Source organism: Pseudoduganella aquatica (assembly GCF_020865585.1).
GTDB classification, from domain to species: domain Bacteria; phylum Pseudomonadota; class Gammaproteobacteria; order Burkholderiales; family Burkholderiaceae_D; genus Rugamonas; species Rugamonas aquatica_A.
This window is the reverse complement of sequence record NZ_CP086370.1, coordinates 1,033,134-1,059,771: the sequence shown is the minus strand read 5'-3', so window position 1 is coordinate 1,059,771 and position 26,638 is coordinate 1,033,134. Positions and strand designations below refer to the sequence as shown.

Here is a 26,638-nt window from a genome sequence, read left to right as displayed (position 1 = left end):
TTAAATTGCCCGGTCTCAACACTCGATTCCATTATTATCGATCGTAAAAAAAGCCGCTTTTGCCAGATGCGACCATCCTTTTGGGCGCGGAGAAAACCATTAAAAAATTTTAAAAAATAGGCATAATACGCAACACGGAATTGCTAACTTTATCAAGCCGACCATGTATTTAACCAGCGACGCGAATGTACGCAGCATCCTGATCGTGGACGATTCCGCGTTTGAGCAGCGCATGCTGGTCGATCTGCTCAGCGAGCTGCCGTACCGGGTGTCGGTGGCCTTCAACGGCATGCAGGGCTACCAGCTGGCCCTGGCCAACCAGCCCGACCTGATCCTGCTCGACGTGCGCATGCCGAATATGGACGGCTACACCTGCTGCCGCCTGCTCAAGGCCAATCCGGCCACCTACGATATTCCGGTGATCTTCCTGAGCGGCGCGGACGCGGCCGAGGACCGCATCATGGGCCTGTCGATAGGCGGCGTCGATTATGTGGCCAAGCCCTTTACGCCGGGCGAGCTGGCGGCGCGCATCCACGTGCACCTGAACCTGATGCGGCGCACGCGCGCCGAACCGGGCGCCCCGGAAAGCGCCGCGCCGGCCGACCCGGACGCGGTCATCGTCAACGCCGCCAAGCGGCTGATTTCAGACAACCTGGCGGCCTTGCCCAGCCTGTCCGAAATTGCGCGCAGCGTAGGCACCTACCGCGAAAAGCTGTCGCAGCTGTTCCGCGAGCAGACCGGCATGACGGTGTTCGCCTTCATCCGCGAGGAGCGCATCGCGCGCGGCGTGCAGCTGCTGCGCGATACGGAAATCGACGTGCAGGACATTGCCCTGCTGATCGGCTTCAACAACGCGGGCAATTTCGCCACCGCCTTCCGCGAGCGCATGGGCGTCACGCCCAGCGCCTACCGGCAGGGAGCCGAGCAGGCGCAAAGGCTCAGCGACGATTAGAACTTGTAGTTCAGCTTGACCGCTGCGGTGCGGCCGCGCGGGTCGGCCTGGGTGAAGTCGAAGAAGGCGGTCGACGAATCCCACGACGGGCGCTTGTCCGTCAGGTTCTGCACGATGAAGCTCACCGTCGCCGCCGGCGTCACCTTCCAGCCCACATTCGCATCCAGCGTGCCGACCGGCTTCACGCGCTCGTTCTCGCGCGTGGTCTGCTCGTAGCCGTCCACATAATTCCAGGTCAGCGTGCTGGCCCAGGCGCCGATGTCCCAGGTGGCGCTGGTGACGCCGCGCCATTTCGGGATGGAGCCGAAGTAGTTGTTGCCGGCGCCGTTGGTGAGCGGCTCGCCCAGCGCCAGCGGCGCTTCAAACTTGAACACATGGCTCAACTGCGCGTTCAGCGCCAGCTTGCCCCAGCGGCCCAGGCCCAGGCGTTGGCGCAGGTCGATATCGATGCCGGACACCAGGCGGTCGCCCTGGTTGGCGTACTGGCGGTACAGGGTCTGGATGCGGCCCTGCGCGTCGCGCACCACCTTCTCCGGCGCGGTCTTTTCGTTGGCGATGATGTTGTCCGCGCTCTCGGTGTCGATCACGCCCTTGGTGCGGATGCGGTAGTAGTCCACGCCTATGCTGCTGTCCGCGTTGGGCGCGACAACGAAGCCCAGATTCAGGTTGCCCGAACGCTCGGGGCGCAGCTCGGCGTTGGCGATAGTCAGATTGGTCACGCCGCGCGCCTGGGTGGGCGTGATCGGGTCGCGCGGGTCGATCACGCTGCCGTAGCTGACCGAGGTGGAGTTGGTGATCTCCGGCAGCGACGGCGCGCGGAAGCCGCGCGACACGGTGCCGCGCAGCAGCAGCCATTGCGCCGCCTGGTAACGCGCGCTGGCCTTCGGCGAGAAGGCCGAGCCGAAGTCGCTGTAGCGGTCGGCGCGGCCGGCCACGTTCACGTTCAGGTCTTTGATGACGGGCACATTGAACTCGGCGAACAGCGCGGCCACGTCGCGCTTGCCCTGGATGATGTTGATGGCCGGACGCAGCTCGGTGCCGCTCAACACGGCGGTGGAGGTTTGCGAATCCATCTCTTCGCGGCGCCACTGCGCGCCGAAGGCGAAGCCCAGCGGGCCGGCCGGAAGCCCGGCCAGCTCTTTCGATGCGTTGAAGTCCACCGTGGTCAGCGTGGACTCGGCCGGGCGCAAGGTGGACAGGCGCAGGCGGTTGCGCACCGCTTCGCTGTTCCTGGACTGGTCGGCGAAGTTGTAGCTGCCCTCGGCCAGCACCTTCTCGAATTCGTAGCGGTTGACGAAGTTGTTCACGGTCTCTTCCAGCTTGCTGCCGGAGCGGCCCACGGACGCGTCGTAGTCCCAGCCCGCCAGCGCGCCTTTCACACCGGCCAGCGCGCGGAAGAAGTCCACGCTGTCGCGCTTGGTGCGCGCGCCCAGGTCGAACAGGGTCGCGGTGAACGGCAGCGGCGTGGCGCCGGGGTTGTTCGGATGGCCCACCGGCAGCAGCACGCTGATGTTGTCCAGCTGCTGCCTGGCGTTGTTCCACGCGCGCAGGCCGCTGCCCACGGTGAGCGGCGCGCCGAAGGTCTGGTCGGCGCGCGAGTGGCCGTACAGCAGGTCGGCGTAAGCTTCGGTGTCCTCGTTCAGCTTGAGCGTGCCCCGCAGCGAGGAGTGGATGCGGCTGATGCCGGGAATCAGCGTCTTGTACTGCGCGTTGTTATACGCCTGCACCGTGCCGCTCTTGCCCGGCGTGATGGCGCCGTAAGGCTGCAGCTGCAGCGGGCCCTGCAGGCCGCCCAGCAGCTTCGTTGGATCGTTGTTCAGATAGTTGGCCGGCACCCAGGCCAGCGCGCCATTGGCGTTGCCGCGGAAATCGCTGCCGGCCATCCAGGCCACCTGGTCCTGCTGCAGCTTGTCGCGCTGCTGCGCGTCCAGCGAGAACACCACGCTGTAGCCGTCTTTCGCCAGGCTGCCAAAGCCGGTCTGCAGCGCCGCGCTCTTTTCCGACTGGCCAGTGCCCTCGGTTGAGCTGCCGACTTGCGCGCTCAGTTCCGTGCCCTTGAATTCCTTGTACAGGATGATGTTGACCACGCCGGCCACCGCGTCCGAGCCGTACACGGACGACGCGCCGTCCTTCAGCACCTCGATGCGCTGCACCGCCGCCATCGGCAGGCTGTTCAGGTCCACGAACACTTCCTGCAGATCCTGCGCGGTGGCGTAGGGGCTCACGCGCTTGCCGTTCACCAGTATCAGCGTGTTCTTCTGGCCGATGCCGCGCAGCGACAAGCCGGCCGTGCCGGCCGAGAAGCTGCCGGTGTACTGCTCGTTGTAGCTGTTGCCGCTGTTGGCGGAGATGGAGCGGATCACGTCGGCGATGCTGGCCTTGCCGCTGGCGGCGATGTCCTTGGCGCTGATCACCTGGACGGCGCTGGCGCCCTCCTTTTGCGTGGTGCGGATATTGGAGCCGGTGACGATGACGCGCTCCAGTTCCTGCGCGGCGGCGAGAGATGGGAGGGCGGAGGCGACGGCGAGCGAGATGGCGAGTGGTTTGATCAACATGGTTTCCTCTTGGGTGGGAATGGAACAACGGCCCCGGTCCGCGTGGAACCGGGGTGAGCGCAGCCATCCCGGCCTGGTGGGCCGGAGCGGAATGCGGCAGGGGCTTGGGTTTCTTTGGCGCGTGTTTAACGCAGGACAGCGCGGCACATGCACTGGGCCATGCAGAGCATGTACAGCACGTGGCGGCTAGGAACGAGGGACAGCGGAGCGAAACGGAACATAAACAAATTCAATCGGGGCGATACGGGAGTCAGCACTATACCGGCGCAGTTTCGAGACATGAACGAATTAAAACTGCATAGCTTATTCAGCCTGGATATAAGCCAGCGTCCCGCAGCGCCGTCAGCGCACCTTGATGACGACCTTGCCCTTGGTTCGGCCCGTGGCGACATAATCCAGCGCCTGGGCGGTTTCCGCGAACGGGAAGACCCGGTCCACCACGGGACGGATGTGGCCCGCGTCGATCAGCCTGGCGATGTCCTCCAGTTGCTGGCCGCTGGCGGTCATGAAGTGGAAGGCGTAGCTGCCGCCGCCGCGCCGCGCCGCTTTGCGGATGCCGTAGCTGAGCAAGCGCATCACCAGGCTGACAAAGCCGTTCGCGCCGCGCTGCTGCGCAAACGCCGGGTCCGGCGGCCCGGCGATGCCTACCAGCTTGCCGCCCGGCTTGAGCACCGCCAGCGATTTGCGCAGCGTGTCGCCGCCCTGCGTATCGAGCACCAGGTCGTAGTCCTTCAGCATGGCCGTGAAATCCTCGGTCTTGTAGTCGATGACCACGTCCGCGCCCAGCGCTTTCAGCGCAGGCGCCTGCGCCGCGCTGGCGGTGGTGGCGACGGTGGCGCCCAGATGCCGGGCCAGCTGGATAGCCATCGTGCCCACGCCGCCGGAACCGGCGTGTATCAGCACTTTCTGGCCCGCCTTGAGCTGGCCCTTTACAAGCAGCGTCTGCCAGGCGGTCAGCGCCGCCAGCGGAATGGACGCGGCTTCTTCCATGCTCAGGCTGGCGGGCTTGCGGGCCAGCGCGCTTTCCCTGACCGCGATGTATTCGGCAAAAGCGCCGATGCGGTCGTCATCCGGCCGCGCATACACTTCGTCGCCCACCTTGAAGCGCTGCACGCGCGCGCCCGTACGCACCACCACGCCGGCCAGGTCGTTGCCGAGAACCAGAGGCAGCTTGTACGGCAGCAGCAGCTTGAATTCGCCGTCGCGTATCTTGTTGTCCAGCGGGTTGACGCCGGCGGCATGGATCTGCACCAGCACGTCGTCGCCGTTCAGCGCAGGTTCCGGCTGCTCGCCTTGCACGAGAACATCCGGCTTGCCGTAGCGTTTGATGTACCAGGCTTTCATGCTGCGCTCCTCACCAATGACGGCTGGGTATCGAGCCGCAAGTCCTTGCGCACGCCGGCTTCGACCAGCGCAGCCGGTGCGAAGCGGCGCAGCAAGCGCAGGCGGCCTGCCAGCGCCCCCGAGGTATAGCGCACTTTCGGCGCCGCCGCCAGCGCCACCCGCAGCACGGTGGCCGCCACCACGTCCGGGCCGTCCGCGCCCTGCAGCGCTTCCTTGACGCGGCGGTCCAGCCCCGCGCGCAAGTCGCGGTATTCATCGAGCGCCTGGTCGGGCTGCAACTGGTTGGCGTCGAACGGAGACTTGATGTAGGCCGGCTGCACCAGCGACACGCGTATGCCCTGCGTGCGCAGTTCCTGGTCCAGCGCTTCCGAATAGCCTTCCATGGCGTGCTTGCTGGCCGAATACAAGGCCATATAGGGCATGGGCACGAAGCCAAGCACTGAGCTGATGTTGATGATGCGCCCGCTGCCGCGCCGGCGCATGTGCGGCGCCACCGCGCGTATCATGCGCACCATGCCGAAGAAGTTGGTGTCGAAGATGGCTTGCCCCAGCTGGATCGAACTTTCTTCCGCCGCGGCCGGCGCCACGCCGAAGCCGGCATTGTTGACCAGCAGGTCGATGCGTCCCTCCAGCGCCAGCACCTGCTGAACGGCGGCCTGCACCGACGCATCGCTGGTCACGTCCAGCGCCAGCATCTCGAAGCCGCGCCGGCTCCCCTGCGCGCCGCGGCGGCTGGTGCCATATACCTTGTAGCCAGCCCGGGCCAGCTGCCCGGCCGTGGCTTCGCCTATGCCCGATGACGCGCCCGTCACGATTGCGATTTTGCTGCTCATGCTACCTCCAATATGATGCTCATCATATTTCTGTTTAAAAAAAAGCCCGGCGGACCTATTTTGAAAAGTGGCTGAGCGCCGCCTCGCGCAGCGCTGCGGACAGTTTGGGATCGTCCACGGCGCGCGCCATCACCACGGTCCCTATCATGGAACTGACCATGAACATGGCCTGCTGGTGCGCTTCGGGCGTGCCCCAGTCCGGCAGTTGGCGCGCCACCAGATCTATCATCTCCTTGATGTGGCGGGTGGCCGCATGCCGCACTTCCGGCGCCTGCCTGTGCATCTCGGACCCCAGCGCCGACACCGGGCAGCCATACTCCACCGCGTCGACATGCTGCTGCGACAAATAGGCTTCCATCAGCGCCCGCAAGGACTTGCCCGGCGGAGCCGCGGCCGCGATATCGGCAGACATGCGCACCGCCTCGGCCCCGGCACGGTCCGCCGCTTCGGCCAGCAAAGCCTCGCGCGAGGCGAAATGCGCGTAAAAGCCACCGTGCGTAAGCCCGGCTTCCTTCATGATGTCCGCCACCCCGGTGCCGGCGTAGCCGCTGCGCCGTATCGCGCGTGCGGCCACCTCGACGATGCGCTGGTGCGTCGCTTCCTTGCGGCTGGAGGCGGCGCGCCGTGCGCCCGGATAGTCTGATTTTTTCTGCATGACGCCCATCATATACTAATTTCGGACTGCGTGCCCATCTGGCGCCGCCACCAGCGCCAGGACACCAGCGCGTTGATGAAGTAAGCCGCGTACAGCACCGCCGTCAGGTACAGGCCCCGGCTGGTGTACAGCGGCACCGACACCGCGTTCACCAGCAGCCACACCGGCCACGTCTCCACGCGGCGCGCCATCAGCAGCAACTGGGCGACGATGCTGAAGGCCAGCACCGCCGAGTCGACAAAGGGCGCGTAGGCGCTGGTGTAGTGGTGCAGCATCAGGCCATAGCCCACCGTGCCCGCCACGCCGGCCGCGCCCATCCACGCCAGCGTGCCGGTGCGCGCCGAGGTGATGGGCAACGCCTTGCCGCCGCCGCCGCGCGCCCATTCGTACCAGCCGATGGCGCAGGTGGCGATGAAGAACAGCTGCAGCGCCACATCGGCGAACAGCTGCACGCCGTAGAACAGCGCGCCGAACAGCGCGCAGCCAACGATGCCCAGCCACCATGAGTGGATATTGTTGCGTCCGGCCAGGACGATGGACAGCGCCATCACCGCATTGGCGGCAAGTTCCAGATTAGTGGTGGTCAAAAGTAGTCCCGGGAGGCTGGTTGCTCTGGCATGCCGGCGGCAGCAGCCGGGCCGGGATGTCCTCGCCGGCACAGCGCCAGGCGACGCGCTTATTCTCGGCCAGCACAGGCGTGAACGCAATAGCCTTGCCGCGCAGGGCGAAGTCGGACGGGTAGATGCGCAGCACGCCGGTGTCGCCGTCGATGCGCGCGTCGACCACGGCCAAGCCTGGATCGGCCAGCGCAAAGCCGGCTTCGCGCAGGCTGTCAGGACGGCGGCCGTAGGCGTAGTAATAGCGGTCCACCGCCGCCGTCGCGTCCTGCCCCACGCGCACGGCGCGGGCCAGCTGGCCGCGCGCGTCGGCGTCGTCCAGGGCCGGATGCAACAGCGCGGCGGCGGCCAGCAGCGCCAGCGCCAGCAGGCCGCCCGTGCCGCCGGCCAGGCCCAGGCGCGGCACCAGCAGCGCCGCCGGCCAGGCCAGCCGGTGGCGCGCTGGCGGCGCGGCTTCGGCGCCCGCCGCCAGGGCGCGCAGCGCCGCCATGCGCTTGACCAGCCAGGGCTGGCCGTTGATCAGTTCCTGGAACGACATCCAGAAGCCGGACGCCTGCCGCGCCTGCTCCGCGTAGCCGCTCAGATCGAGCTGGCGCCAGCGCCGCCCGCCGGCCGCCAGCGCGGCCAGGCCGCTCTGCGCGCTGCGCAAGTCGTCGCAGGCATGCAGGCCGTGGCGGTCGCAGGTGTAGGCGCAGGCGCGCGCGTAGGCCGCGCCCAGCAGCGGCAGCAGGGCGGCCGGCAGCAGCAGGGGCAGCCAGCGCTGGTGGCGCCGCGTGATGTGGCCGATTTCATGGCCGATGTAGAAGTTGATGGCGTCGGCGCGTTCCTCCAGCGCGTCCACCACGCTGGCCTGCAGCACAATATAGCGCCGCCCCAGCATCAGGGCGGCAACCGCGCTGCGCCGGCGCAGCAGATAGGCTTCCGGTATGCGCTCCAGCCCCAGCCGGCGGCAGCACACGTCGATGCGCGCTTTCAGATCCGGGAATTGCTGATACGTGATGTGTATGCCGGTCCCTTTTAAATAAGCGGCCAGCGCCGATTGCGCGCAAGCGCATATTATAAAAATAAAAACAATGGAGGCCAGCGCCGCAGCCGGCATGGCCAGCGCCAGCCCGCCCCAGATCAGCATCGCGGCCGCCAGCAGCGCCCTGAGCAGCACGCGCTCGTGTTTATAAACCAGTTCCAAAATGCTTCCCTCATTTCCGTGCGGCATTCTAATTTAGTTTCTAAAAAAATAAAGCCTTGTAACAAATTAAAATATTTTCACGGCTGAGCTGATACCGAACTGAGACTGTGCTGACCTGTCCCGCGCGCCCGCCTCCGCGCATACTGGCGCCATCCCCACCTCTCCGACTCCGCCATGATGCAGCACCTTGCCGACCCCGGCGCCGAAGCCATTGCCAGCCCGCCCTGCCCCACCCACGGCGGCCGCCGCTTCCACACCTTCCTGCCCATGAACCAGATCCTGCAGGCGGGCGACTACATCGTGTCGGCCAACGGCCTGTTCTTCGCCATGCTGATGGAAGACGGCACCCTGCGCGTGTACCGCGGCATGGACGCCGACGACGAGCAGGGCCTGCTGTGGAGCAGCGCCAAAGCGGGCGCGCGGGGCCGCTACTTCGCGCTGCTGCAAAGCGACGGCAATTTCTGCGTCTACCAGGGCTCGGACCTGGCGCACAACTGCGGCTGGCACTGGGGCACCCAGGCCACCGCGCAGGGCCAGCAGTTCTACGCCGCCATGCAGGACGACGGCAATTTCTCGGTGCGCGCCGGCACCGGCCCGGACGACAGCCGGGGCGTGATCTGGGCCTCCACCGTCACCGACCGCGTGCTCAGCATCGAGGAAGTGCTGCACATCGAATACGACTTCAGCGAGGGCTGTGTGCTGCGCACCAGCCCGGCCAGCCAGTACAGCGAAACCGTCACCAACCACGGCAGCGAAATCTCGGTGCACACCCTGGCCGGCTCCATTGCCGTCACGGAAACGTCGTCGTGGACCAACAACCCCGCCGCCGCGCTGGGGCCGGACGTGGAATACTTCAGCGGCGCGCCCGCCATCTCCGGCGACGAATTCGTGCTGTCGGACCCGGTGTTCTACGTGGCCAACTGCGCCTCCACCCGCCTGACCGACTGGGCTTTCGACACGCCCTACAACGTGGCGCCGCACACCGCCATGCGCGCCGCCATCGCGCTGACCTACTCCACCGTGTCGGTGCCCTACGTGCTGGTGGGCCAGCTGCGCTTCGAATCGGGCGCGCGTGTTGTAGGCGCGATACGCGGAAACTACTTAGGCACCAACGCCCACAGCCTCACCGCCAGCTTCACGCCGCAGGACCCCACGCCCAATCACAGCAAGCGGATTTTGCGTCCTTTGCGGCCGCTGGCGGGCATGGTGGCCTATTAACATTGCCCGTTAGCAATGCGCGACGGGCGCGCGTGGGCGCGCTGTGCAATGCTATAGTGGCAGCGTCATGAGTCTGGATCTGCCCGCCTACCACCCCGCCGAATCACCGCTGCCGCAAGACGGACGCGTGCTGCTCGACGCCACCCTGCTGAAACGCCTGCGCAAGTCGCGCGGGCTGAGCCAGGAGGCGCTGGCGGACTTGTGCTTCCAGCAGCAATTGTGCGTCTCCATCGCCTCCATCAAGCGGGCGGAAACCGGCAAGATCGTGCTCTACCGCACCGCGCGCCATTTGGCGCAGGTGTTCGGCGTGGCGCTGGAAGAACTGGCGACGGAGCAGGCCGCGTCCGCGCCAGCCGCCCCGGCGGCGCTGGTCCTGGCGGAGCCGTCCTTCGATGCGGCGCGCGCCGCGCCGCCGGCGGAGAACCACCTGCCCGCTTATGCCCCGTCCACGCCCTCCTCCTCCAGCGGCGTGCTGCGCCACGTGGTCCTGCTCGACATTGAAATGGCCGCGCCCCAGCATGCCGCCAGCACCGCAGTCCACGAGCTGGCCAGCGTGGCCCAGCAATTCGGCGGCCGCCTGGCGCAGGTGGACGGCTGCCGCCTGACCGCCGTATTCGGCCTGCCGCAAGCCTTCCGCAGCGACGCCGAACGCGCCATGCGCTGCGCGCTGGAACTGAACCGCCAGCTGCTGACCCACGGCGGGCGCGCCATGGCCATGCGCCTGGCGCGCTGGGAAGGCGGGGCCGCAGCCGCCCCGGCCATCCCCGCGCCCGACCTGCGCCACGACGACATGCCGGCGCCGGCCGGCGTGCGCCCCTTCCGCCTGCCGCTGTACGTCGAGCGCAGCCTGCTGCCGCTGCTCGACCACCGCTACCTGTTCGACCAGGACGAGCCGCGCTATCCCGGCTACCTGGCATTCAGCAAGCCCGCCGCCAGCGACGCCAGCCAGCTGCCGCCGCTGATAGGCCGCTACGCCGAAACACGCCAGTTCAAGGCCGTGGTGGAGAGCACGGAAGAAAACCAGTGCGGCCACATCATCTACCTGCGCGCGATGGCGGGCGTGGGCAAGAGCAGGCTGGCGCAGGAATTCGCCGATATCGCGCGCCAGCACGGCATGCGCAGCCACCGCGCCGAGGTGCAGGACCTGGGCGCCGAAGCTGGCTGGCGCGCGCCGCTGGAACAGCTGGCGCGCAGCCTGCTCGGCCTGGGCTCGCCGCTGGGCCACGCCAACGCGCAAGCCATCGCCGATATCGTGGCGCGGCTCTACCTGCCGGCCGACTCGGCCCTGTTCTACCACGTGCTGGCGGGCGTGCCGCTGAGCGAGGAGCAGCAGGCGCTGTATTCGGCCATGAGCCCGGAGGTGCGCGAACAGGGCTGGGCGCACGCGCTGCAAATGCTGCTGCTGCGCCAAGCCATGACCGAGCCGCAATTGATCGCGCTGGAGGACGTGCACTGGGGCGACCCGTATCTGTTCGAGGCGCTGGGACCGCTCCTTTCGCTGTCGCGCGACGCGCCGGTGCTGTGGGTGATCACCTCGCGGGTGGAAAACGACCCGCTGGAATCGGCGCTGCGCCAGCAGATGGCGGACCTGGGCCTGTCGGTGTTCGACCTGGCCGCGATGGCGCCGCGCGAAGCGGCCGTGCTGGCCGACCAGTTCAGCGACGTCGACCCGGCCTACCGCGCGCGCTGCGTGGACCGCGCGCAGGGCAACCCGCTGTTCCTGACCCAGCTGCTGGCCAATCCCGCCCAGCAGCTGCCGGACAGCCTGCGCCACCTGATCCAGGCGCGCCTGGACGGCATGCCGCCCGAGCACGCGCAGGCGATGCGCATGGCGGCCGTGCTGGGCCACCGCTTCGAACTGGCGCAGCTGCGCGCCGCGCTGGGCCAGCCGGACTACCAGCTGCAGGCGGCGGGCCGCGACAGCCTGCTGCGCAACGTGGGCGCGGACAGCTACGGCTTCGTGCACGACCTGGTCATGCACTGCATCTACGACGCCATCGATCCGGTCCAGCAGCGCCGTTTGCACCTGCAGGCGGCCGAGGCCTGGCGCGGGCAGGACGCCGTGCAGTGCGCGCACCACCTGTATCGCGCCGCCGATCCTGGCGCGCTGGGCATGATGCTGGAAGCCATCCGCGCCAAGCTGGAACAGCACCAGTTCGAAGCCGCGCTGGACCTGACGGCGGCATGCAACACGGCCGACTCCACCAGTTTCAGCAGCTTCCCGCTCGCGCTGCTGCGCGCCCACGCCAGCGCCGGCATGGGCCACATGAGCAACGCGCGCCGCTACTACGAGCACGCCATGCAGCTGGCAGGCAGGCCGCAGGACAAGATCGACGCCGTGGTGGGCCTGGCGGGCACGCTGAACGTGCTGGAGGAACTGGAAGAGGAAGAGCGCCTGCTGAACGAGGCCATCCCGCTGGCCCTGGAGATAGGCGCCGAGGCGGCGCTGGGCAAGCTGCTTTACCTGAAGGGCAATATCTACTTCCCGCGCGGGAACTATAACGAATGCCGCCGCCTGCATGAAGACGCGGCGCGCTACGCGCAGGCCAGCGACATGCGCGAAACGCAGGCGCGTGCGCTCAGCGGCGTGGGCGACTCCTACTACGCGCAGGGCCGCATGCGCAAAGCCTACGAGCTGTTCGAGCAATGCCTGGCCATGTGCGGGCAGCACCGCTTTGTGCAGATCGAAGCCTCCAACCGCGCGGCGCTCGGCTCCACCCGCATCTACCTCGGCGACGCCGCCGGCGCCGTGCAGGACGCGCAGGCCTCCGCCGCCATCGCGCGCAAGGTGGGCAACCGCCGCGCGGAAACCTTCGCGCGCATGACCGCCGGCTGGGCGCTGGTGGCGGACGGCCTGTTGGACCAGGCCGGCGAAGAAGTGGGCGCCGGCCTGGAGCTGGCGCGCTCGCTCGGCAGCTCGCGCTTCGAAACCTTTTTGATGGAAAGCCAGGCCCGCATCACCTGGCTGCGCGGCGACCGCGCGCTGGCCGAGCGCCAGATCATGCTGGCGGCGCAGCACATGGAGCGCCTGCAGCTGCACAACTTCATCGGCCCCTGGGTGCTGGGCACGCTGGCCCTGTTCTCGCAGGACGCCGCCGTGCGCAAGCGCGCCCTGCTGCAAGGCGCCGCCCACCTGACGCGCGACTGCCTGGCGCACAACGCCTACCGCTTCCACCTGAGCGCGGCCGAAGTGTCGCTGCTCGACGGCGACACCGTGGCCGCCGAGTTCTACGCCGGCCAGCTGGCGGCCTATGGCTCGCAAGAACCCTGCGTCTGGATCGAACACCACGCGGCGCTGATCCACGCCTACGCGGAATGGCTGCGCGCCCCGTCCGAAACGCTGCGCGCCGAACTCGCGCTGCTGCACGCCCGCTCCGCCCAATACGGCTACACCCACGCCGCCCCGCGCCTGCACCTGGCGCTGCAAGCGCTGGCCTAGCCTGGCCCTAGCTGTCAGCCGATTAAGCCGGCTTGCTGAACACGGCGACCAGGCCGGTGAGGTCCTGGCCGCCGTCCTTGCGCAGCACTTGCTGCTCCAAGCTGCGCACCTGGAAGCCGTGTGCTTGCGCCAGCGCTTCGAGGTAAGCCTGGGAGTGGGCGTAGCGGCCGGAGGGGCGCAGCGTGTAGTCGCCGTCTTCCTGCGCTTCCACCGTGAAGGCGAATGCGCCGCCGTCCTGCAGCACGCGGCGCGCGGCGCGGAAGACGGGCTGCAGGTCGCCGACGTAAACCAGCACGTCAGCCGCCACCAGCAGGCCGCACGGCGCGGCGCGCGCTTGCAGGAATTCGACGATGTCGGCGCAGGCCAGTTCATCGTAGACCTCGCGGCGGCGCGCCTGTTCCAGCATCTCGCCGGATAAATCGACACCGGCGAGCGTGCGCGCGTAAGGCCGCAGCAGCGGGCCGCACAAGCCGGTTCCGCAGCCCAGGTCCAGCACGTCGAGGACGGCCTGCCCCGCCAGCACGCCCTGCGCGTCCAGCGCGGCCAGCAGCAGTTGCGGCGCGCGGTATTGCAGCACGTTCTGCAGGTGATGGTCGAAGTCGTCCGCATACTGGTCGAACAGCGCAGCCACGTATTGCGGCGGCGGCATGGGCGGCGCGGCCTGTTCGCCCAGCGCGGCCAGCTGGTAGGCCACCGACTCGGCGTCCGCTCCGCAAGCCTGCGCGTCGCGGTAGGCCGCCGCCGCTTCCTGCGGGCGGTTCAGCGCGCGCAGGGCGTTGGCGCGGTGCAGGTGCGCCTGCGCATTGCCAAGCTGCAGGGACAGCGCATGCTCGTGGCAATCGAGCGCGCCTTCATAGTCGCCGCCGCGCTGCATCAGCGTGCCGTAGCTGGTCCACGCCTCGGCATAGGACGGCCGGGTTTCGATCGCGTTGCGGTAGGCCTCGCTAGCGTCCTCGTGCCGGCCCAGGCTTTGCAGCGTGACGGCCGCGCCGCAGTAGGACTCGGCGAGATTGGGATTGAGCGTGAGCGAGCGGCCGAAACTCTCCAGCGCCTCGGCGCGCCGCCCCAGCCCATGCAGCGCGATGCCGCGATTGCCCAGCGCTTCCGCATAGGCGGGCTGCAGGGCCAGCGCCGCGTCGTAGCTGGCCAGCGCTTCTTCCAGGCGGCCCAGCTTGCGCAAGGCGTTGCCCCGGTTGGCCAGCGCCATGGGATAGGCCGGCTGCAGCGCCAGCGCGCGGTCGTAGCTGGCCAACGCCTCCTGCTGCCGCCGCGCGTCCTGCAAGGCTGCACCCAGGTTGCAGTGGGCGATGGCCTGGTCCGCGTCGATGGCGATGGCGCGGCCGATCAGCTCTATCGCCGCTTCCGGCGCGCCGCCCTGCCGCGCCAGTACGCCCATCAGGTGCAGCGCGTCAAAATGGTCCGGCTCGCGGCGCAGCACCTCCGCGTACAGCACCTCGGCCTGCGCCAGGTCGCCGCGCTGGTGCAGCGCCACGGCTTGCTGCAGCAATTGGCTGGTGGTGTGGCTTGGTGATGGCATGGCGCGGCTTGGGTTCGGATAAAAACAGCACCTTACCAGAATGGCCGTTTAGTTGACTTTGCGCGGTAACGATTCTATTATTTCTGTAACGACAGAAATATAAGAAACAATCATGCGTATCCTGGTTCTCGGCGCCACAGGCCTGATCGGCCGCCACCTGCTGGCCGCACTGCGCGCGGTGGGCCACGCGGCCATAGGCGCCAGCCGCAAGGCTCCCGCCGGCCTTGCCGAGGGCGCTCCGGCGTGGTGCGAACTCGATTTCGGAACGCTCACCAGCCCGGAGGCGTGGCTGCCCCACCTTGCGCACGTCGATGCGGTCATCAACTGCGTCGGCATCCTGCGCGAGCACCGCCCGGGCGACTACGAGCGCCTGCACCATCTCGCGCCCGCCGCGCTGTTCGCTGCCTGCGAGCGCACCGGCGTCCGGCGCGTGATCCACCTGTCCGCGCTGGGCAGCACCGAAGACGCGCCCACCGCCTACTGGCGCAGCAAGGCGGCAGGCGAACGCGCGCTGGAGCGGCACGCGCTGGACAGCACCATCGTGCGGCCATCGCTCGTCTATAGCGAAGATGGCGCCAGCAGCAAACTGTTCCTCGCGCTGGCCACGCTGCCCGCCCTCGCCCTGCCCGCCGCACACAGCTCGCGCGTGCAACCCGTCCATATCGGCGACTTGTGCGCCGCGCTGCTCGCCCTGCTCGCGCCAGCGGCGCCGCGCGAACTGGCCGCAGTCGGCCCGCGCGCAATGAGCATGGCCGCCTATCTGGCCTGCCTGCGCGGCGGCATGGCGGCAGGTGCGGCGATGCCGGTGCTGGAAGTGTCCATGCCGCTCGCCCGGCTGGCCGCGCGCGTGGCGGCACTGCATCCCTCCAGCGCCCTGACGCCCGACTCCCTGGCCATGCTTGCCGCCAGCGCCGACGGCTGCAACACCGCCACGCCCGCGCCCATGCAAGCGCTGCTGGCAGGCCGTCCGCTGCGCGATCCCGCCAGCTTCGCCGCACCCGCGCAAAAGCCCGCTGCCGTGCTGTCCTGGGCCATGCCGCTGGCCACCATCGCCATGGCCGTGCTGTGGCTGTGGACAGCCTACGTTTCCTGGTTCGCCTGGCCGCATGCCGGCAGCACAGGCTGGCTCGCCGCCTGCGGCATTCCCGCCGCCTGGGGCGAGGCCACGCTGGCCGCCGCCAGCCTGCTGGACGCCTCCATCGGCTGCGCCCTGCTGCTGCGGCCACGCCGCTGGCTATGGCCGCTGCAACTGGCCCTGGTGGGCGGCTACACCGTGGCCATGAGTTTCTGCCTGCCGGAATTCTGGCTGCATCCCTTCGGCCCACTGAGTAAAAACCTGCCCATCCTGGCGCTGCTGCTGGCGATGTGGCGCCTGGACGAAAGAAAGTGATATGGAATACCTGACGGTCAAATGGCTGCACATCCTGTCCGCCACGCTGATGTTCGGCACCGGCTTCGGCACGGCCTTCTACATGTTCGCGGCCAACCGCAGCGGCAATGTGCAAGCCATCTCCGTGGTCACGCGCTGGGTGGCGCGCGCGGACTGGTGGTTCACCACGCCGTCCGTCATCATCCAGCCGCTGTCCGGCTTCTGGATGATCCACCTGGCGGGCTATCCGCTCACGTCGTTCTGGATCATGTGGTCGCTCGCGCTGTACGCGCTGGCGGGCGCTTGCTGGCTGCCGGTGGTGTGGCTGCAGCTGAAAATGCGCGACATGGCGGTCCACGCCGCAGCGGCGGGCGAAGCGCTGCCCGCGCGCTACTGGCGCTATGAAAAATGGTGGACCGCGCTCGGCTTCCCCGCCTTCGGCGGCTTGCTGGTGGTGTACTGGCTGATGGTGAACAAGCCAATTGCGTAGGGCGGGTTAGGCGAAGCCATAACCCGCCAGTGCCGGCTCAATTCTGCTCCGAGCGCCACACGCCCACCAGCGCCTTCATCTTGGTCCAGAACGGCAAGCGCTCGTCGGACAGCACGTCCAGGAAGTCCGACAGGCGCTTGGACTTGATCATGGTGTAGGCCGTCAGCACCGTGGTGACCACGAACACCACGCCGAATATCCACAGGCGGCGGCTCATGGGCGCATCCGCCTCGGCCAGCAAGTTCATGCCGAGGAAGCCCGTGGTCACGGTGCCGATCAGGCCGAAGATCGTCACCACCGTCAACCGCACCACCGTGTTGGCCTGGCGGCGCAGGCTGTCCGCTTCCAGGTAGCCGTTCATGTCCTCCACCCGCACTTTCACCTCGGCGTGCAGCCGCTCCAGGCCCAGCTGGGTGGCGCACATCTGGTACAGCGCGCGCACCAGCGTCTGCTCCGAGATGTCCTTGAACCAGTAGCGGTGCGTAAAGCGCAGGAAGCCTTCGAAGGAAGAACGGATGCGGCGCTTGAAGCGGCGCACGCTGTTCGCGTCCACCACGTTCAGGCAGTTCAGCGCTTCAGCCAGCCGGTCCGAGAACATCAGCAGCGAGGACTTCTGCAGGTGCGCGATCAGGAACAGCAGGAAGTGCTGATGGCGGAACTGCGCCAGCACGCCCCGGTCGCGGCAGCAGAAGAATTCCGAGCCCGCCGCGCCGACCACGATGAGCGACAGGCCGCTGCACAGGTAGCGCGTATCGTTGATCGCAGCCGGCGCGGCGCCGCTGCCGCCCCAGAAACGGTCGTAGCAGACCTGGCGTTCAAAGTCATTCAGGTGCTGCTCCGAGTAGGGCAGCGCGCCGCGTCCCCGGCCGGTCACCAGTCCCAGCCGGATAAAGTCCTCGCGCGACAGGGCGCGCGGATCCTGCACGGCCAGGTAGGCCATCACGGGCATGCGGTAGTACTCGATCTGGCGGTAGCGCAGCGCGCCCGGCTCGTCGCCCAGGTCGTACACCAGCGGCTCCAGCATGAACTGCCAGTGCGCGGCGATGCGCGGCGCGCGCTTCTCGCACACGTGCGCCAGGAAAGTGTCGCGCTGCTGCGCGTCGGAGCGCGACAGCACCTGGCCCTGCGCGTCCAGCCATTCCACGCTGTGCATGCAGTGCAGCGCCTTGCCCTCTCCGTCCCAGCCGGCCGGATAGCCGCGCCCGAAGCGGTACAGCAAGTCCTGCGCCTCGGCCAGTTCCAGGTCGTCCGCGCTCACTTCCACGTTGAGCATCACCACGTCCACGTCGAAGAAGAAATACAGGTCGGTGTGGACGATGGACAGCGTGACCGGCTCGGCGCCCGCATGCGCCGTCACGCGCACCTGGGCCACGTCGTGGCGGCGGAACACGCGCATGCCCGCGCCGCCGGTTTCGCCCCGCCCGCTGCGCGCCTCGCCGTACAGGAAGCGCTGCACATAGGGCAGGAAGGTGACGAATTCGTTGTAATGCCGTTCGTGGAAGTTGGCCGCGTCGCCGTTGAATTCATCGACCACCTCGCGCCACGGCGAGCCGCCCGCGTCGCCCAGGGCGCGCAGCACTTCCCATGGCCGCTGGTGGGTGTGGTCGGCGCCGGTGGCGGGCATCAGGCGCAAGGGCCAGAGCAGCACTTGCCGCATGTGGTGGACATGGGTGCCCGTTGGAGCTGTGGTCTCTGTCATCCCCTCGCCTCCCGCTATTGTTTTAATCCATTCTAGCGGAAAGGCGGTGCGGGGAGATCACCAGCAGCCCCCGTACACTTGACTTTCCAGCCCGTTCTGGCACATTGAGACTTTTCGTCAAGCGGCACAAACATGAGCGGACGCACCCTCTTGCTAACAGCGGCACTTTGGTCCCTGGCAGCTACCGGTAACGCCTGCAACCTGAAGACGGCGCCAGAACCGTGGCCGCCCTATATCTTCATCGACGAGCGCGGCGGACTGTCTGGGCTGGACTATGAACTGGCGCAGGCCATCATGAAGGAAGCCGGCTGCACGCTGCAGGTGGAGATGGCGCTGCCTTCGCTGCGGCGGCAGATGGAATTCCGCCAGGGCCGGCTCGACCTGACCCTGGGCGCGTCCGACACGCCGGAGCGGCGCAGCTTCGCCCGTTTCAGCCTGCCCTACCGCAACGAGACGGTGGGCCTGTACACCAGCCCCGCCAACGCTGCGCGCTTCCGCAGCCTGGACAACTTCGACGCCATCCTCCAGCAGCACGTGATGCTGCTCACGCCACGCGGCGGCTGGTATGGCGAAAACTATGCGCGCGCCCAGCGGGAACTGGACGCGGCCGGCACGCGCAGCCCCTTCGGCAGCTACGAGCAGGGCATGCGCATGTTCAAGGCGGGCCGCGCCGAAGTCATCATGGGCGACGCGGCCGCCCTGCGCCACGAAGCGCAGCGCCAGGGCGTGCGGCTGGCGGCGCTGCCCTGGGTGCCCTTCCGCGCCCCGGCGCACCTGATGCTCAACGCCATCAGCACCAGCCAGGCGGATCTGAACCGCATCAACGCCGCCATCACCCGCCTTGAACAAAACGGCACGCTGGCCGCCATCCGCGCGCGCTACGGCTTGAACTGATCGGCGTTGCGGCGCCGGTGCTCGCGGCGGTAGCGGCGCTCCGCTTCGGTCAGGTGGCTGACCAGCAGGTGCGAAACAATATTGATGCCCACACCCGCGAACAGCGCCGGGAACAGATACAGCGCCAGCGAAATGCCAGAGGCGAACAAGCGGTCGTCGAGCAGCGAGGGCGTGTGCGCGGTCAGCTCCGCCAGGCGGCGCAGCACCACCACGTTGACCCCGGCCAGCACGATGAGACTCAGGCCGAAACCGAAAATCGCCAGCCGCGACAAGGCGCGCTTCCACATCATGTAGCCGTAGATGGCCGACGGCAGCAGCAGCGACAGCACGATCAGCAAAAAGAAATCCAGCTCCACGAACACCGATTGGTTCACCGCCATCCCGTCCTCCAGTCCCAGCCGTTCAAACGATTATAGCCAAGGCGGGCCGGCACGCCTGTGTCGGCCTCGCGGACGAATGTAAGCAATGGCAACCGGCCCCATCAGCAAATAGGCGGCGCCGCGCCGCCCACTTCACTATGGCGTGTCAGATGACAGAGCAATCGTTGCTCCACATCAAATAGACCTGCGGGCAAATCCTTTACTGTGTATTTCCAACCTAACCTGAGGCACGTAAGCCATGCCGGACGAGAAAGCTGCTGCGAGCTGCGTACTGACACAGGATGGCGCCGTCACGACGGTGCTGATCAGCGCAAGGTTCAGCGTGTGCTACGAATTCGACACCACTGCGACCAATCGTGACTTGGCGCTGCCCTATGCTGTCGCCCTCAATGGAAAGGTATTGGCGGCCCATGCCGACAAGCCGCGCGTGCTTGACGCCAAAGGCCGTACCATCCGCGTGTCCGTGGAAGCGGGTGACGAAGTGGCCCTATACCTCAACAGCGACGCGCATCCGGACTTCCGCACAGCACCGGTGTACGCCGTCAAAGTCCGCAACCGCGATGTGCTGGTGCGGATAGTGGAACGCAAAGGACGTGGCAGCCATCGCAAGGGTGTGCTGGAGCCGCCCACGTGCCAACTGCGCGACGGCAAGCGTATCGACGTCTACGATGACGAACTGAACGGCGATATTTGGTTGAAAATATCGCATTGCTACACTAGCGCCGAGGCGCAGGCTCTGCTGCCTGTCGGCCTGGAGCCGACCATCCGCGCCGCCGTGCTCAGCATTTACCACGGCCTGCCCAGGCCCGAACTGCTGATCAGACTCAACGCCAGCGATACTGCCACGGCGTCCAGCATGCACGTGACGTTCGACGATTCGGACAATGCCCGCGCCAATATCACCGCCACCTATTCGCTGCAAAAGCTGGTCCTACCCCGGACCCACCCGAGCGGCTACGCAGCCCTGCTGAGCGCCGCGCGCGCGGCCGGCATCACGGAACTACGCGTCACATCCGCATGGCGCCCTATGCTCGGCTCCATCGCCCACCGCGCCGGACTCGGCATCGATGTCAGCTATGCCGGCGCCGCCGACAACGCCGTCCAATTCAACAGGGTTGCACTGACCGATCCAAAAGCTCCGGATACAGCCAATGTCGGCGCCAAAGAGAAAGCGCTGTATGCGGACTTCGACCATGCTGTCCAGGCAAGAGAAAATGAGGAAAAGGCGCGCGACCGGGCGACGAAGCTAAGTCAAGCCAACCGCAACCCCGACGATACCACTCGACTGCGACAGGACATTGAGTCCGCCAACAAGCGTGTTCAAACGGCTAAGTTGGAGCAGAAGGAGGCTGAGAAGCGATGGAATGATGAGCTTTCAGCTGACCAACCACGTCTAGTTCGCTCATTACGTAGCCATCTATGCAAAAACAAGTCCGTTCAACAGCTATTCGACCCCTGGTACATGGACACCGATACCAAGGATACAACCCCGCCAGCAGCGAATCAACAGCGCAGCGCAAACGAGAAATTACACAGTAATCATCTGCACATCACTGTTCACGAACCCAAAATACTATGATTCCCACTAAAAAAATCATCCAGACATCGACGGCCGCCGCTCTGATATTTGGCAGTCTTCATTGCCCAAGCTGCCAAGCCAGCGGGGAGGAAACCCGCCCTGCCTATACCTGGATAAACAAAGACTGGAATATCCGCTACGTAATCTTCGTCGGCAACGAAGACAGTATGCGTGACCGCATGCATGCCGTCCATGGAGAAAACCTGGCCCGCGAACAAGGAAAACGAAACAGCGTGTACTTGTTCTATGAAGAGCTATTTGATTTAACGTCGACTTTTAAAGTAGCCGGGCAGGAGTCTCTTGGAGTGCTACTGCTGGCTTTTGACAAAACAGGCCTGGTAACAACTGCCAATGTGCATTCAGTTCAACTAACTGGAAAACTGACCGAAATTGACGCTCTTGTTCTGTTGGTCAACGGTAATGGCGACAGGCTCAATCGGCCATTTTACTTCGCGGACTGGCGCCAGGTTCCAGGCGCAGACTATATCTCCCCCGCAGTATGTGCAGGAGATGACCAAGGACGATATGGCCCACGGTGGCAAGCTACTTTCCATTACTCCGGGAATTTCGGTTGCCGCGAATGGACCGCCCAGCTTTACGATCAGGACCGCCCCTATATCGACGTCACGTCCTACCAGGACCGCCACGTTTATATCGCAGAGCATGTGGGCTGGTCGCGCTTTGGCGACCCGCCCAAGCCTGTCATTGGCCGTCACGGCAAGGTGTGGCTCTGCCTGCATGAGTGCCCTGCAGGCGAGCAGCCCGGCATTATCCCTGACATCAAGAAATGGGCTGCCAAACATGGCTTTCCGCTGCCCAAACGGCCCGCCCGGCAGCCGGAGTTTCCCAATTCCAACTGGCCGGACGCCATCTACGAATAGTCAGTTGAACTGGCTGAAGTTCGGCTTGCGCTTTTCGAAGAAGGCGGTGAAGGCTTCCTTGGCTTCGGGGGCCAGCAGCATCTGGCCGAACAGCTGGCCTTCGGTTTCGATCACGGCCTGCACTTCGCTGGCGCGGCCGGCCTTCATCAGGCGCTTGGTGTTGCGGATGGAGGTGGCGGGCAGCGCGGCCAGCTTGGCGGCCTGGCCTTGCGCGTAGGCCAGCACGTCGGCCGCCGGCAGCACTTTCGAGACGATGCCCATGTCGTAGGCTTCCTGCGCCAGGAAGGGCTCGCCCAGCATCAGCTTTTCGGCCGCGCGCGCGTGGCCGGCCGCTTGCGTCATCAGCAGGCTGGAGGCGAATTCGGGGCAAAGGCCCAGTTGCGCGAAAGGCACCGAGAACTTGGCGTTGTCGGCCGCGTAGACCAGGTCGCAGTGCATCAGTAGCGTGGTGCCGATGCCGATGGCCGCGCCGCTCACGGCAGCCACCACGGGCTTGCTGGCGCCGCTCAGGGCGCGCATGAACTGGAACACGGGACGGTCGGTGAAGGCGGCGCCTTCGGCCGGCTTGGAGGTCTTCAGGAAGTCGTCCAGGTCGTTGCCGGCGGTGAAAATCTCCGGCTTGCCGGTGATGAGGATGGCGCGCACCGAGGCGTCCTGCTCGCCGTCCTTGATGGCGTCGGCCATGGCCTGGTACATCACGGTGGTGATGGCGTTCTTGCGCTCCAGGCGGTTGAATTCGATGGTGAGGATGCCGTTGGCTTTGCTGCTGAGAATATCCATATTGTCTCCGTATGACATTAAAAAAGGCGCCGGGGTTGTGCCGCGGCGCCTTCAGTTAGTTATCAGCGATGCTTATACGCGTTCGATGATACCAGCCGCGCCCATGCCTGCACCTACGCACATGGTGACCATGCCGTATTTGAGGCTGTTGCGGCGCAGCGCGTGCACCACGGTAGCGGCGCGGATAGCGCCGGTGGCACCCAGCGGGTGGCCCAGGGCGATTGCACCGCCCATCGGGTTGACCTTGGAGGTATCCAGGTTCAGGTCGCGGATCACAGCCAGCGCTTGCGCTGCGAACGCTTCGTTCAGTTCGATCCAGTCCAGCTGGTCCTGGGTGATGCCGGCAGCTTTCAGGGCTGCGGGAATCGCCACTTTAGGACCGATGCCCATGATTTCCGGCGGCACGCCGCGCACGGCGAACGAGGAGAACTTGGCCAGCGGGGTCAGGTTGTGCTCGCGCAGGATTTTTTCGGACACCACGATCAGCGCGCCGGCGCCGTCGGACATCTGCGACGAGGTCGCGGCGGTGACGGTGCCCTTGGCGGCGAAGACCGGCTTCAGCTTGCCCATGGTTTCCATGCTGGCGTCGGCGCGCGCGCCTTCGTCCTTGTCCACCACGCGCTTGGAGACCTTGATCTCGCCGGTGCTCAGGTCCGGGGTGCGGGTGATGATTTCAACCGGGGTGGTCTCGTCCTTGAAGAAACCGGCTTGCTGCGCGGCGATGGCCTTGCGGTGCGATTCCACGCCGAACGCGTCCTGGTCTTCGCGCGAGATCTTCCACTGCTGCGCCACTTTCTCGGCGGTCAGGCCCATGCCGTACGCCAGGCCGATGTTCTCGTCCTTGAAGGTGTCCATATTGATCGACGGGTGGTGGCCCATCATCGGCACCATGGACATCGATTCCACGCCGCCGGCGATCATCACGTCGGCCTCGCCCACGCGGATGCGGTCCGCAGCCATGGCCAGGGCGGTGATGCCCGAAGCGCAGTAGCGGTTCACGGTCACGCCGCCCACGGTGTTCGGCAGGCCTGCCAGCACCACGGAGTTACGGGCGATATTGAAGCCCTGCTCGGCTTCCGGGAAGGAGCAGCCGATGATGGCGTCGACGATCAGCGCCGGGTCCAGGCCAGGCACGGCGGCCATGGCGCCCTTGATGGCGGCGACCAGCAGGTCGTCCGGGCGGGTCTTGTTGAACATGCCGCGCGGCGCCTTGCCGATCGGGGTGCGGGTCGCTGCGACGATGTATGCGTCTTGAAGTTGTTTGCTCATTTTCTGCTTTCGAATATTGTGTGATCGATTAGCCGTCAGTCTTTAGCGCTTGGCCGAGAGATACCAGTCCACCTGTACTTGCGCCGCCAGCGTGCCGTGCTCGTCGTGGATGTCGACATCCACCGGGAAGGCCACCTTGCCGTCCGCCGCCAGCTGCGCCTTCAGCGCGGCCAGGTCGCCCGGCACGCGGCCGCTGGCGCGCGTGGCGCCCTTGGCCAGCTTCTGGTACTGGATGCGCGACTCCTTGGCCACCGGCCGCATGTCCGCAATCAGCTCGGCGAAGCCGCCCGCCATGGCCGCGCCGGAGGCCGTTTCGGCCAGCGTGAACAGGGCGCCGGCGTGCGGCGTGCCGAGGTGGTTGTGCAGCTTGGCGTCATCCGGCATGGACACCTCCGAGGTGCCGCTGCCGATGCTGTCGATGCGGATGCCGAGCAGCCGCACCATCGGCAGGGTGTCCATCATTTGCTGCTTGATGCGGTCATAAACCATGCTCGGTTTCACTTTCAACAGGACTTTGAAGGCCAGTGACAGGAAGGACATCGGACTTAGTTGCGCACCGGCTTACCGGTTTGCAGCATGCCCATGATGCGCTCTTGCGACTTCGGATTGTTCAGCAGCTCCAGGAAGGCCTTGCGTTCCATGTCCAGCAGCCACTGCTCGCTCACCACGCTGCCCTGGTCGATGTCGCCGCCGGACACGATTTCAGCAATCATGTCGCCCAGCTTGAAGTCGTGCGCGGAGATGAAGCCGCCGTCGCGCATATTCACCAGCTGGCCCTTGATGGTGGCCCAGCCGTAGCGGCCGGTCACGGTCACGGGACGCTGGATCGGCGCGCGGTAGCCCGCGTCGAACATGGCGCGCGCAGTCACTTTGGCCACGTGCAGCAGTTCGTACGGGTTGAACACGATCACGTCGTCTTCCTTCAGGTAGCCCATGGCCTTCGCTTCCAGCGCGGACTTCGATACTTGCGCGGTGGCGGCGTTGGTGAAGCCGGTCTTCAGGAATTGCAGAATGTCGTTGCCCTTGGCTTCCTTGAAGGCGCGTACCGCCGCTTCCTTCAGGCCGCCGCCGGCAGGAATCAGGCCCACGCCCACTTCCACCAGGCCGATGTAGGACTCGATCGAGGCCACGCGCTTCGATGCGTGCAGCGCCATTTCGCAGCCGCCGCCCAGCGCCAGGCCAGCCACCGCAGCCACGACAGGCACGTTGGAGTACTTCATGGCCTGGAAGGTGTCCTGCAGTTCCTTGATGATAGGGTCGACTGCTTTCGCGCCGCCCTGCATGAATGCAGGCAGTGCCGATTGCAGGTCGGCGCCGGCCGAGAACGCGCCGCCGTCGGCCGCGTCCGCGCTCCAGATCACCAGGCCCTTGAAGTTCTTGCCGGCTTCTTCCAGGCCCATTTTCAGGCCCTTGATGACGCCGTCGCCGATGACGTGCATCTTGGTCTTCAGCGAGATCACCAGCACTTCGTCGCCCGAGTGCCACAGGCGTACCGAGTCGTCCTCGAACACGGTGGTGCCGGCCTTGGTGCCGTCGATGGCGCCGCTGCCGAACAGGCCGGCGCGGAATTCCTGGCGCTTGTACACGTCCAGCGTGGAGCGCGGGACGTAGCTGTTCGATGCTGCCGAGTAGGAGCCTTCAGGGGTGTGCACGCCCTTCTCCGCCACCTGGCCTTCGAATACCCACGCCGGCAGCGGTTCGCTGCACAGTGCCTGGCCTGCGTCGATGTCGGCTTTCACCCACTCGGCGATCTGCGACCAGCCTGCGGCTTGCCAGGTTTCGAACGGGCCGGATTTCCAGCCGAAGCCCCAGCGCAGCGCGAAGTCGATGTCGCGCGCGTTGTCGGCGATGTCCTTCATGTGCACGGCGATGTAGTGGAACACGTCGCGGAAGATCGCCCACAGGAACTGGCCTTGCGGGTTGGTCGATTCGCGCAGCGCCTTCATCTTCTTGACCGGATCCTTTTCCTTCAGGATGCGGGCGATGATGTCGGCTGCCTTGGCGCCGCCTGCCACGTATTCGCCGGTGGCGAAGTCCAGGCGCATGATGTCCTTGCCGACCTTCTTGTAGAAGCCGGCGCCGGTTTTCGAACCCAGCGCGCCCTTCTCAACCAGCGCGCTCAGCACGGCCGGGGTCTTGTAGATGGCGGCGAAAGGATCGTTGGGCAGGTAGTCCTGCATGGTCTTGATCACATGGCCCATGGTGTCCAGGCCGACCACGTCCGCGGTGCGGAAGGTGCCGGAGCTGGCGCGGCCCAGCTTGGAGCCGGTCAGGTCGTCCACCACGTCCACCGACAGGCCGAATTTTTCGGCTTCGTGGATGGTGGCCATCATGCCGAACACGCCCACGCGGTTGGCGATGAAGTTAGGCGTGTCCTTGGCGCGTACCACGCCCTTGCCCAGGGCCGAGGTCAGGAAGGTTTCCAGCTGGTCCAGGATCTCAGGCTTGGTGTCCACGGTCGGGATCAGTTCCACCAGGTGCATATAGCGCGGCGGGTTGAAGAAGTGCACGCCGCAGTAGCGCGATTTCAGGTCCGCGTCGAAGCCTTCGGACAGCTTGGTGATCGACAGGCCGGAGGTGTTCGAGGCGAAGATGGCGTTGGCGGCGATGTGCGGCGCGACCTTCTTGTACAGGTCGTGCTTCCAGTCCATGCGCTCGGCGATGGCTTCGATAATCAGGTCGCAGCCGGCCAGCAGGTCCAGGTTGTCTTCGTAGTTGGCGACCTGGATCAGCTCAGCGTCGGCCTTGTCGCCGAACGGTGCCGGCGACATTTTTTTCAGGTTCTCGATGGCGCGCAGAACGATGCCATTTTTAGGAGTACCTTCCTTGCCCGGCAGGTCGAACAGCACGACCGGCACTTTGGCGTTGACGCAGTGGGCGGCGATTTGCGCGCCCATGACGCCGGCGCCCAGCACGGCTACTTTTTTAACGGTGAAATTGGTCATATCGGTCCTCTATCCT

At 66.2% G+C, this 26,638-nt stretch carries 21 protein-coding genes; 8 read left to right on the top strand and 13 right to left on the bottom strand.

Going from position 1 to position 26,638, the window contains the following annotated elements:
- Positions 1-163: 163 nt before the first annotated feature.
- On the top strand, positions 164-952 hold the full coding sequence (locus KT882_RS04700) for a response regulator transcription factor (RefSeq protein ID WP_161075358.1): 789 nt from the start codon (positions 164-166) through the stop codon (positions 950-952).
- Here the strand turns inward: KT882_RS04700 and KT882_RS04695 are convergent.
- From KT882_RS04695 to KT882_RS04670, 6 genes are all read right to left on the bottom strand, one after another.
- The gene (locus KT882_RS04695; protein WP_228894642.1) at positions 949-3,507 is read right to left on the bottom strand and encodes a TonB-dependent receptor; all 2,559 of its coding nucleotides are present in this window, start codon (positions 3,505-3,507) and stop codon (positions 949-951) included. The two genes, KT882_RS04700 and KT882_RS04695, sit on opposite strands and share 4 nt — an antisense overlap.
- A gap of 342 nt (positions 3,508-3,849) precedes the next feature.
- Positions 3,850-4,851, bottom strand: a complete 1,002-nt coding sequence (locus KT882_RS04690; RefSeq protein WP_161075359.1) for an NADP-dependent oxidoreductase — start codon at positions 4,849-4,851, stop codon at positions 3,850-3,852.
- Positions 4,848-5,684: an oxidoreductase gene (locus KT882_RS04685; protein WP_161075360.1), complete on the bottom strand. Its 837-nt coding sequence runs from the start codon at positions 5,682-5,684 to the stop codon at positions 4,848-4,850. The genes KT882_RS04690 and KT882_RS04685 overlap by 4 nt, the downstream gene beginning before the upstream one ends.
- Positions 5,685-5,739: 55 nt before the next feature.
- Complete coding sequence (locus tag KT882_RS04680) at positions 5,740-6,351, bottom strand: TetR/AcrR family transcriptional regulator (protein WP_161075361.1); 612 nt, start codon at positions 6,349-6,351, stop codon at positions 5,740-5,742.
- Positions 6,348-6,926, bottom strand: a complete 579-nt coding sequence (gene pnuC, locus KT882_RS04675; protein ID WP_260049045.1) for a nicotinamide riboside transporter PnuC — start codon at positions 6,924-6,926, stop codon at positions 6,348-6,350. The genes KT882_RS04680 and pnuC overlap by 4 nt, the downstream gene beginning before the upstream one ends.
- Complete coding sequence (locus KT882_RS04670) at positions 6,913-8,142, bottom strand: M48 family metallopeptidase (RefSeq protein WP_228894637.1); 1,230 nt, start codon at positions 8,140-8,142, stop codon at positions 6,913-6,915. The genes pnuC and KT882_RS04670 overlap by 14 nt, the downstream gene beginning before the upstream one ends.
- Before the next feature lie 174 nt (positions 8,143-8,316).
- On the opposite strand from KT882_RS04670, the gene KT882_RS04665 reads away from it, so the two are divergent.
- Together KT882_RS04665 and KT882_RS04660 are read left to right on the top strand one after the other, a co-directional pair.
- On the top strand, positions 8,317-9,360 hold the full coding sequence (locus KT882_RS04665; protein WP_228894636.1) for a hypothetical protein: 1,044 nt from the start codon (positions 8,317-8,319) through the stop codon (positions 9,358-9,360).
- 67 nt (positions 9,361-9,427) lie between these two features.
- Complete coding sequence (locus tag KT882_RS04660; protein WP_228894634.1) at positions 9,428-12,799, top strand: ATP-binding protein; 3,372 nt, start codon at positions 9,428-9,430, stop codon at positions 12,797-12,799.
- A 22-nt stretch (positions 12,800-12,821) separates the two neighbouring features.
- On the opposite strand, the gene KT882_RS04655 is transcribed toward KT882_RS04660, so the two are convergent.
- Positions 12,822-14,336 carry a tetratricopeptide repeat protein gene (locus tag KT882_RS04655; protein WP_228894630.1) on the bottom strand — a complete coding sequence of 505 codons (1,515 nt, stop codon included), beginning with the start codon at positions 14,334-14,336 and terminating at the stop codon, positions 12,822-12,824.
- Between the two features lie 112 nt (positions 14,337-14,448).
- Here KT882_RS04655 and KT882_RS04650 point away from each other — a divergent pair, with 112 nt between their 5' ends.
- Positions 14,449-15,726: an SDR family oxidoreductase gene (locus tag KT882_RS04650; protein ID WP_228894628.1), complete on the top strand. Its 1,278-nt coding sequence runs from the start codon at positions 14,449-14,451 to the stop codon at positions 15,724-15,726.
- Position 15,727: 1 nt separating this feature from the next.
- The gene (locus KT882_RS04645) at positions 15,728-16,195 is read left to right on the top strand and encodes a DUF2269 family protein (protein WP_228894619.1); all 468 of its coding nucleotides are present in this window, start codon (positions 15,728-15,730) and stop codon (positions 16,193-16,195) included.
- A gap of 37 nt (positions 16,196-16,232) precedes the next feature.
- Here KT882_RS04645 and KT882_RS04640 read toward each other — a convergent pair whose 3' ends face one another.
- Entirely contained in the window at positions 16,233-17,894 is a 1,662-nt protein-coding gene (locus KT882_RS04640; protein ID WP_228894618.1) for a CorA family divalent cation transporter, read from the bottom strand.
- Between the two features lie 132 nt (positions 17,895-18,026).
- Between KT882_RS04640 and KT882_RS04635 the strand changes: the two genes are divergently transcribed.
- Positions 18,027-18,788, top strand: a complete 762-nt coding sequence (locus KT882_RS04635) for a substrate-binding periplasmic protein (RefSeq protein WP_161071345.1) — start codon at positions 18,027-18,029, stop codon at positions 18,786-18,788.
- Here KT882_RS04635 and KT882_RS04630 read toward each other — a convergent pair.
- Positions 18,773-19,168, bottom strand: coding sequence for a hypothetical protein (locus KT882_RS04630; protein ID WP_161071346.1), 396 nt, complete (start codon positions 19,166-19,168; stop codon positions 18,773-18,775). The genes KT882_RS04635 and KT882_RS04630 overlap by 16 nt on opposite strands.
- Before the next feature lie 238 nt (positions 19,169-19,406).
- Here KT882_RS04630 and KT882_RS04625 point away from each other — a divergent pair, with 238 nt between their 5' ends.
- Positions 19,407-20,747 (top strand): hypothetical protein, encoded by a 1,341-nt coding sequence (locus KT882_RS04625; RefSeq protein ID WP_228894616.1) that lies wholly within the window; start codon positions 19,407-19,409, stop codon positions 20,745-20,747.
- Positions 20,744-21,628: a hypothetical protein gene (locus KT882_RS04620; protein ID WP_161071348.1), complete on the top strand. Its 885-nt coding sequence runs from the start codon at positions 20,744-20,746 to the stop codon at positions 21,626-21,628. Before KT882_RS04625 ends, KT882_RS04620 begins: the two co-directional genes overlap by 4 nt.
- Here the strand turns inward: KT882_RS04620 and KT882_RS04615 are convergent, their stop codons facing one another.
- From KT882_RS04615 to KT882_RS04600, 4 genes are all read right to left on the bottom strand, one after another.
- Positions 21,629-22,408: an enoyl-CoA hydratase gene (locus KT882_RS04615; protein WP_161071349.1), complete on the bottom strand. Its 780-nt coding sequence runs from the start codon at positions 22,406-22,408 to the stop codon at positions 21,629-21,631. It abuts the gene before it with no gap.
- 72 nt (positions 22,409-22,480) lie between these two features.
- Positions 22,481-23,677 carry an acetyl-CoA C-acyltransferase gene (locus KT882_RS04610; protein ID WP_161071350.1) on the bottom strand — a complete coding sequence of 399 codons (1,197 nt, stop codon included), beginning with the start codon at positions 23,675-23,677 and terminating at the stop codon, positions 22,481-22,483.
- Between the two features lie 42 nt (positions 23,678-23,719).
- Positions 23,720-24,217: a PaaI family thioesterase gene (locus KT882_RS04605; RefSeq protein WP_228894615.1), complete on the bottom strand. Its 498-nt coding sequence runs from the start codon at positions 24,215-24,217 to the stop codon at positions 23,720-23,722.
- Positions 24,218-24,222: 5 nt separating this feature from the next.
- Entirely contained in the window at positions 24,223-26,622 is a 2,400-nt protein-coding gene (locus KT882_RS04600; protein WP_228894612.1) for a 3-hydroxyacyl-CoA dehydrogenase/enoyl-CoA hydratase family protein, read from the bottom strand.
- Between the last annotated feature and the right edge of the window lie 16 nt (positions 26,623-26,638).